This is a genomic window from Acetobacter papayae JCM 25143 (genome assembly GCF_000613285.1).
GTDB classification, from domain to species: domain Bacteria; phylum Pseudomonadota; class Alphaproteobacteria; order Acetobacterales; family Acetobacteraceae; genus Acetobacter; species Acetobacter papayae.
The window spans coordinates 1-599 of sequence record NZ_BAIN01000172.1 but is presented as its reverse complement, the minus strand read 5'-3'; the positions used below and the strand labels follow the sequence as shown (position 1 = coordinate 599).

The 599-nt window shown below is 66.8% G+C and carries 1 pseudogene; it reads left to right on the top strand.

The features are described 5' to 3' along the window. Window positions 1-19: 19 nt before the first annotated feature. Window positions 20-599: pseudogene (locus JCM25143_RS20475) on the top strand (cytochrome c biogenesis protein CcdA); the annotation flags it as partial.

The following is a 599-nucleotide window of genomic DNA, read 5'->3' as shown; positions in this document are numbered from 1 at the left end:
GCGCAGGTGGTAGGGCTGCGGGTGGGGCTTTCAGTTCCAGTCACCGCTCTTTGTTACCTTCGTTACGTGGTTGCTGTTTGTCATGGCGCTCAATTTGCTGGGGGTGTTCTCTTTCATGCCTTTCGCGTTGCGTGCGCCGCGTCAGGCCGAGGTTTCGGCCGAAGGGGCGGGCGGGCTGCGCTGGCATGATGTGCTGACTGGCGTGCTGGCTGTGCTGGTGGCCACACCCTGCACCGCGCCGTTCATGGGGGTTGCGGTAGCGGGAGCGCTGTCCGGGCCGCCGGTGGCGGGGCTTGTGGTGTTTGCCTTTATGGGGGTTGGGCTTGCCGCTCCGCTGGTGCTGCTGATGCTGGCCCCCGGTGTGGCGGGCTGGCTGCCCCGCCCCGGTGGGTGGATGATCTATCTGCGGCAGTCTCTGGCCTTTCCGTTGCTGGGCACCTGTGTGTGGTTTTTCTGGGTGATTGTGATGGAAGGCGGCGGCCAGACCGTGCTGCCGGTCGGGGCGGGGCTGGTGTTGCTAGGGTTTGCCGCGTGGTTGTATGGCGTGGCACAGGCCGAGCAGGCGCGCGCGGGCCACTCCCGCGCGCAAGGGCGTTGCA